The sequence below is a fragment of the Weizmannia agrestimuris genome (assembly GCF_943193165.1).
GTDB lineage: Bacteria > Bacillota > Bacilli > Bacillales > Bacillaceae_C > Weizmannia > Weizmannia faecalis.
Genome location: NZ_CALPDC010000006.1, coordinates 89,816 through 96,132, shown reverse-complemented (window position 1 = coordinate 96,132; position 6,317 = coordinate 89,816). Strand labels below are relative to the sequence as shown.

General features: G+C 47.7%; 7 protein-coding genes. All 7 read right to left on the bottom strand.

Features of this window, described 5'->3' with window-relative positions; genetic code table 11:
- Positions 1–117 precede the first annotated feature (117 nt).
- Positions 118–513 (bottom strand): diacylglycerol kinase family protein, encoded by a 396-nt coding sequence (locus NFR98_RS04985; RefSeq protein WP_014097984.1) that lies wholly within the window; start codon positions 511–513, stop codon positions 118–120.
- Positions 497–967, bottom strand: coding sequence for an rRNA maturation RNase YbeY (ybeY, locus tag NFR98_RS04980; protein WP_014097983.1), 471 nt, complete (start codon positions 965–967; stop codon positions 497–499). Before ybeY ends, NFR98_RS04985 begins: the two co-directional genes overlap by 17 nt.
- Before the next feature lie 34 nt (positions 968–1,001).
- Entirely contained in the window at positions 1,002–3,098 is a 2,097-nt protein-coding gene (locus NFR98_RS04975; RefSeq protein WP_014097982.1) for an HD family phosphohydrolase, read from the bottom strand.
- A gap of 136 nt (positions 3,099–3,234) precedes the next feature.
- Positions 3,235–4,188 (bottom strand): PhoH family protein, encoded by a 954-nt coding sequence (locus tag NFR98_RS04970; protein ID WP_017550557.1) that lies wholly within the window; start codon positions 4,186–4,188, stop codon positions 3,235–3,237.
- Positions 4,185–5,378 carry a sporulation protein YqfD gene (yqfD, locus tag NFR98_RS04965; RefSeq protein ID WP_014097980.1) on the bottom strand — a complete coding sequence of 398 codons (1,194 nt, stop codon included), beginning with the start codon at positions 5,376–5,378 and terminating at the stop codon, positions 4,185–4,187. The genes NFR98_RS04970 and yqfD overlap by 4 nt, the downstream gene beginning before the upstream one ends.
- A 12-nt stretch (positions 5,379–5,390) precedes the next feature.
- Positions 5,391–5,675, bottom strand: coding sequence for a sporulation protein YqfC (gene yqfC / locus NFR98_RS04960; protein WP_013859690.1), 285 nt, complete (start codon positions 5,673–5,675; stop codon positions 5,391–5,393).
- Between the two features lie 192 nt (positions 5,676–5,867).
- Complete coding sequence (locus NFR98_RS04955; RefSeq protein ID WP_026104524.1) at positions 5,868–6,314, bottom strand: GatB/YqeY domain-containing protein; 447 nt, start codon at positions 6,312–6,314, stop codon at positions 5,868–5,870.
- Positions 6,315–6,317: the final 3 nt, after the last annotated feature.

Sequence of the window (6,317 nt, the reverse complement as noted above, 5' to 3'; positions counted from 1 at the left end):
CCAGATCTCGTATGCCGTTTCTGTACGACAGTCCGGCTGAAGCAGGGCATCTGCTTTTTTACGCCGAAATCGCGCAGGTAAGGACATTTGGGGGAGGGCCATAAAAAAGAAGCCGCATTAAAAAGCCGCTCCCTGGAATACATGCCATAATTTTGGAAGAAATACGATGCAGCCGATAATGGCCGCAAGCACGGCCCACATCAGGACTGCTGCCGCCGCTGCGTCTTTCGCAAGCTTGGCAAGCGGGTGGTATTTCTGCCCGACAGTCAGGTCAACCGCCCGCTCAATTGCTGTGTTCATCAGCTCCATTGCGATCACGCCGAAAATGGAAATTAAAATGGCGATCCATTCTGTTTTGGAAAGGGAGAAGAAAAAGCCGAGCAAACAAGCGCAAAACGCCGCCAGAAGATGAAAACGGAAATTCCGTTCCTGCCGGATGGTTGCAAACAGTCCTTCCACAGCCGGCCGGAAAGGGGTGCGGTATTTCGGGATTTTTTTATCGTTTAAGTCCATAGCGATCGAGGATCTCGTTTTGGCGCCCGAACATTTCCGTTTCATCTTCTTTTGTCATATGGTCATAGCCGAGCAGGTGAAGAAATCCGTGAACCGCCAAAAAGCCGAGTTCCCTTTCAAACGAGTGCCCGTACTCTTCGGCCTGCTCCCTTGCCCGCGGCACGGAAATAATGATATCCCCGAGTACGCGCGGTATTTCTGCACCAGTAATTTCGATCTCCCCTTCCCCCATTTCTTCAAGCGCGAACGAAATGACATCGGTCGGCTGGTCTTTGCCGCGGTAATCGCGGTTGATTTCGCGGATCCCTTCATTATCCGTAAACGTTACCGACAACTCGGTGCCGTCCTCCACCCCTTCCTGACGGGCAGCATAATCGAGCAATGTCCGGACAAGCTCGAGATGCTCCGCTTCAAGCTCATTTGTTTCATCCATCATATCGAGTGATAATGTCATGTCAGCCATCCTTTTTCTTATTTTTACGGGATCCTTATTTCGGATACTGGATCCTTGAATGAAAGATGCCGTTAAGCGTCTCGCAAAGCGTGCGTTTAACGGTCTCCAGTTCTTTCAAAGTAATGTCACATTCATTAAATTGCCCATCCATGATCCGCCCTTGCACAATATTGCCGACTAAATTTTGAATATCATCGGGCGTCGGATGGTTCATGGACCGGACAGCCGCTTCCACGCTGTCCGCAATATTGATGACAGCCGCTTCTTTCGTCTGCGGCTTTGGACCTGGGTAACGGAACGCTTCTTCTTTTACATCCGGGTTTTGCGCTTTTGCCTTATGGTAAAAATACTGCAGCAAAGTCGTGCCGTGATGTTGTTCGGCAATATCCGAAAAGGCTTTCGGCAGCTTATATTTTTTCAATGTTTCCGACCCGTCTTTCGCATGGGCAATAATAATGTCCCTGCTTGTTTCAGGCGAAAGGCGGTCATGCGGATTCGGGACGTTCAGCTGGTTTTCGATAAAAAATGCGGGCCGTTTTGTTTTCCCGATATCATGATAATAACTGCCGACCCTGGCAAGGAGGCCGTTCGCCCCGATCGCTTCACAAGCCGCTTCGGCAAGATTGGCAACCATCAGGCTATGGTGATACGTGCCCGGTGCTTCCGTTAAAATCTTTTTCAAAAGCGGGTGGTTCGGATTGGACAGCTCCACAAGGCGGATCGGCGACAAAATGCCGAACGCTGCTTCAAAAAACGGCTGCAGCCCCATCACGAACACAGCGGACAAAATGCCGGAAAGAAACGCAAATAAAAGGGTATATAAAAAGTCCGCTTTTACGATTTGGCCGGCATTCAAAAAATAGATGACACAGACGGCAAGCACATTCAATAGCGCTGCAAAAATCCCGGTTTGAAACAACCGGGTGCGCTCCGGCCGTTTCGGTAAAAGCAAAATGCCCCCTGTCCCTGTAATAAGCGCGTATACAACCATCTCGGCGTTAAATGTATCTGCAATGTCGCCATGAAATTCGATGCTCGCACAAGCGGCAAGCAGGGCTGAAAGCAAAAATGCGGAACGGTCCCTGAGCAAAATCCGAGCGAGCAGCGGCGCCATTGCGGCCGGATAAGCGTATTCGATACCCGGAATCTCAAGATGGGTTAAAATACCCGCCAGCTTCATCAATGCCAGGGCAATGACAAGAATCAGCCCGGCCATGACAAGCCGGTTTTGCTTTTCTTCTTCCGTTGCGCGCATCCGGCTCGTATAGAGGTACAAAACGCCAGATGCAAAAAAGGCAAATAAAGCCAATCCGATATACGGCTTAACCGATCCGCTGCTTTTTAACAGCCCGAGCAGCTGGAGTTCGCGGTAAGTTTCCCGGTCGATCAGATGCCCTTCCTGGACGATAACCTGTCCCTGCAGGATTTTCACCGGTTCAACGTTATCCCTCGCCTGCTGCCTTCTTTTTTCCGTCAGCTTTGCATCGTACACATAATTGGGCACGATCGCATATTGACCAAGCTCGGACGCAGCATTCCGGATACCCGCTTTTAACCCCGACCTTTCGATTTGCGAGGCCACCCGGCTTTTGGCTTCAGCCGCATTGTTTTCTGTCACTTTTTGGCTAAGTGCCTCATTGACATTCGTTTCGACAATGTTTCTTGCCGCTTTCAATTCATCCGGGGTAGCGGACAAAAGCGCGCGAAAACTTGTGTCGGAAATCGAACCGGTCACATTGCCGGACACATTTTCAGACAATATTTCCTTCAATTTTGCCAGCTTCTCTTCCTGCAGCCCGCTGCTGTTTTTTCCGCCGTGTTTTTTATTTTTATATTCCGCGTTCACTTCTTCTGCAACGTCAAAAATCGAATCCATCAGCGAAACCCGGTTTTGTGCCAGGCCGCTGTCAAACGTATAGACTTTCGCAACACTGGCGGCCGCCAGCTGTTTTTCTTCTTTTGTTTTTTCATCATCGACGATCGTTTTTGGAGAACGGATCGTATTGTTCGCAACTGAAAACAACTTAATATCATACGTCTGTGGCCTGATGTTCGGATAAAAAATGCCGAATAAAATAAGGGCCAGTAAAAACAGGATCACGAATGTAAACCATTTAAAGCTTAACATCATCCGCAACCTGCCCATTTGCCCGGGAATTTTCATTTGCTTTTCGTACACCGCCTTTTGCAATCGCTCTTAACGGTACCATCATATCAGTTTTCTGGAAAAAATGCATGGCAAAACAACCCGGGTGCCACGGCCCGGGTTATGCGTTTTGATAAGCTTCGATAATTTTCGCAACAAGCGGGTGGCGAACGACATCACTTTCTTCCAGATAGACGAATGAAATGCCGCGGACTTTCTCCAGTACTCTTTCAGCCGTCAAAAGGCCGGATTCCGCGCCTTTTGGCAGGTCAATCTGCGTTCTGTCCCCTGTAATCACCATTTTAGAGTGAAAACCGAGGCGCGTTAGAAACATTTTCATTTGTGCCTGTGTCGTATTCTGCGCTTCATCGAGAATGACAAACGCATCATCAAGCGTGCGCCCGCGCATATAGGCAAGCGGGGCAATTTCGATTGTTTCCCTTTCAATCAGGCGCTGTGTATGCTCCGCGCCGAGCACATCGTTTAATGCATCATAGAGCGGGCGCAAATACGGATCGACTTTTTCCTTCAAATCCCCCGGCAAAAACCCGAGGCTTTCCCCCGCTTCAACAGCCGGGCGGGTTAAAATAATCCGTTTTACTTCGCCATTTTTTAAAGCATTTACCGCCATGACAACGGCCAAATACGTTTTTCCCGTTCCGGCCGGGCCGATGCCGAACACAAGGTCATGATGGCGGATTGCCTGGATATAGTCGCGCTGCCCGAATGTCTTGATCCGGATCGCTTTCCCTTTCGCATTCCGGGCAATTTCTTCTTCGTACAGGCTTGCCAAATATTCAAGATGGCCCTTTTTTTCCATTTCGACAGCGTAAAGCACATCGCGCCCGCTGATCGGGATGCCTTTTTTAATCAAACCAAGCAGTTCGGACATGACGGCGATCACCCTTTGTGCCGCATCTTCTTTGCCGCTTGCCTGGATCGTTTCGCCGCGGGTGAGGATGTGGACCCCGTAGGCATCCTCAAGCATTTTCAAATGATGGTCGGAAATGCCGAATAAAAGCACTGCTTCGTTTGTATTCTCCAATTGAAGTTTTGCCGTACTTTCTTCTGTCATTCTAAGTCTCCTTGAGCAATTGGTTTTGCGATTGCGATATTTTCTACTACTTCATAATAAATCATCATTTTTAATGTACCATTGCGGACATGTTCTTGCAAAACATATTCATCCGTAACGGTTGCTTCTTTTGGCAGTTTTTTGTGCAAATCCTGCCTTGCTAATTTTTTTGCTTCTGCTTCGGCCTCTTTTTTGGTATAATTTCTGTCCCGCTCTTCTTTCTCACGGACCGTTTCCCTGATAAAGCGGATCGGCAATGTCCATTTTAAAAACTTGACTTTTTCTGCTTCTTCCGATGTCCGGTACTGTTTAAAACGGGGGTTCCGGAAGCCCCATACGTGCAGCTTCATCGACCCGATTCCAATATAATATTTTTGGGCTGCATTGCCGGTGTAGACTTGAAAACGAGAGGAAAGCGGAAGTTCAACCGCCGTTTTATACCACGTTTTTCCGTATACTTTCCCTTTGGCTGCCACAGGGTATTTTTCTTTATCATTCCCAATGACACCGGAAACAAGCAGCTGGCCTTTTTTCACATACTGGTTAATTTTTACAACCGGCTTACCTTTTTCAACAAACATATTTTCCACCACTGCTTTCTGTGAAGCGACAAGATGCTGTGGGCCCGGATGTTTCACCGGTTCCGGCATGTTTTTCTCCACAACGGTAAAATGATAGGTTGTCCCGCGCAGCTCCACGCCGACCCATGTCACGTCCGGAAGATTGTTTGTCAGCTTGCGCTGGATGGTTTCAATATCATCGAGAAAAAACTGTGAATGCCCTGTTTGAATACCCAGTTTGTCCAATTGTTTGCGGATTTCGTGCTCGGTTTTTGGTGTTGCACCTTTGATCTCCACGCCCCAAACCATGTTGGAAAGCACCGTGATCACGGCAAGAAAGAGAAAAAAACCGAACAGGAATCCGGCGTTTTTCAGCGTCCTTTTCCATAAAAAAGGAACGCCGCGCCCCCTTAAAAAGCGGACATGCAAATCTTGTCCCCTTACTGCTTTTCTGAGCTGGTGAATGTCTGAAAGGCGCAATTCGAACGTGACGGCCATAGTGCCCTGCCGCCTGACATTCCAAACAGCGAGGCCGGCCCTTGTCAGCTGGTTGATAAAACGTTCGATCCCTTTTCCCTCAATTTTTACAGCCACCGACCCCTGTAAAAAAGTTACCCAATGATTTTTCAACCATAGCCACCCCTATCCGTTCAAATACAACACTTCATCTATTTTGCCTTCCAGTAAAATTTCTTCGGGCAAGATCGTTTTGATGACAAAAGACCGGCCTTTGATTAACAGCTGCCCGTTTTTTAAAAGCAGCCGGACTTCTTTATCGGAAAAAGTCAAAAGGCCGCGGTGGTTCTCAACATAAATATGGATTTGACCGATCATCGTGATTCTCGGAAGGTCCATCATGACATCCTGCGGAAGGTCCATTTTTTGTGACATCCAGTTTTGCAAATGCTGCCGCCATTTTTTTGCCATAAAAAGAACCCCCTTTCATCTCATATTTATGAAACAAAAAAGGGGTTCATCACTTTATTTGCAGTTTTTTTGTCCGAAACGTCCAGGGCCGTTTGGAAACCCTCGTTTCCTGCTCAAGGATACGGCAAAGAGGCGCAAAAAACATAGCGAAAAGCCGGAAATCATAATGATTTCCGGCTTATATGAGAAAGGTCAGGATAATTGCTGCTGCACAATATTTCTCACAACCGTACCGTCAGCTCTGCCTTTTACTTTTGGCATGACGGCTCCCATGACTTTTCCGAAATCAGCTTTTGACCCGGCATGCACTTCTTCAATGGTCTGCCGGACAATTTCACGCACTTCGTCTTCAGAAAGCTGCTCCGGCAAATATGCGTTCACATATGCCAATTCGTTTTGGACTTTTTCAACAAGGTCACTGCGACCTGCATTTTTAAATTCTTGGAGGGAGTCTTTCCGTTGCTTTACTTCGCGAGAAAGGACTGTTAACTCTTCATCATTCGTCAAACCGTCTTTTCCGAGCCTGATCGCTTCGTTTTGAACAGCTGCCTTAAGCATACGAATTACGGAGAGTCTTTCTTTATCTTTGTTCTTCATCGCTTGCTTCATATCGCTATTTAAACGCTCGAGAAGACTCATCAT

Excerpts from the sequence above, each read along its gene's own strand:
- ybeY (WP_014097983.1), bottom strand. The coding sequence starts at position 967 with ATGACATTATCACTCGATATGATGGATGAAACAAATGAGCTTGAAGCG.
- NFR98_RS04970 (WP_017550557.1), bottom strand. The coding sequence starts at position 4,188 with ATGACAGAAGAAAGTACGGCAAAACTTCAATTGGAGAATACAAACGAA.
- NFR98_RS04985 (WP_014097984.1), bottom strand. The coding sequence starts at position 513 with ATGGACTTAAACGATAAAAAAATCCCGAAATACCGCACCCCTTTCCGG.
- NFR98_RS04955 (WP_026104524.1), bottom strand. The coding sequence starts at position 6,314 with ATGAGTCTTCTCGAGCGTTTAAATAGCGATATGAAGCAAGCGATGAAG.
- yqfC (WP_013859690.1), bottom strand. The coding sequence starts at position 5,675 with ATGGCAAAAAAATGGCGGCAGCATTTGCAAAACTGGATGTCACAAAAA.
- NFR98_RS04975 (WP_014097982.1), bottom strand. The coding sequence starts at position 3,098 with ATGATGTTAAGCTTTAAATGGTTTACATTCGTGATCCTGTTTTTACTG.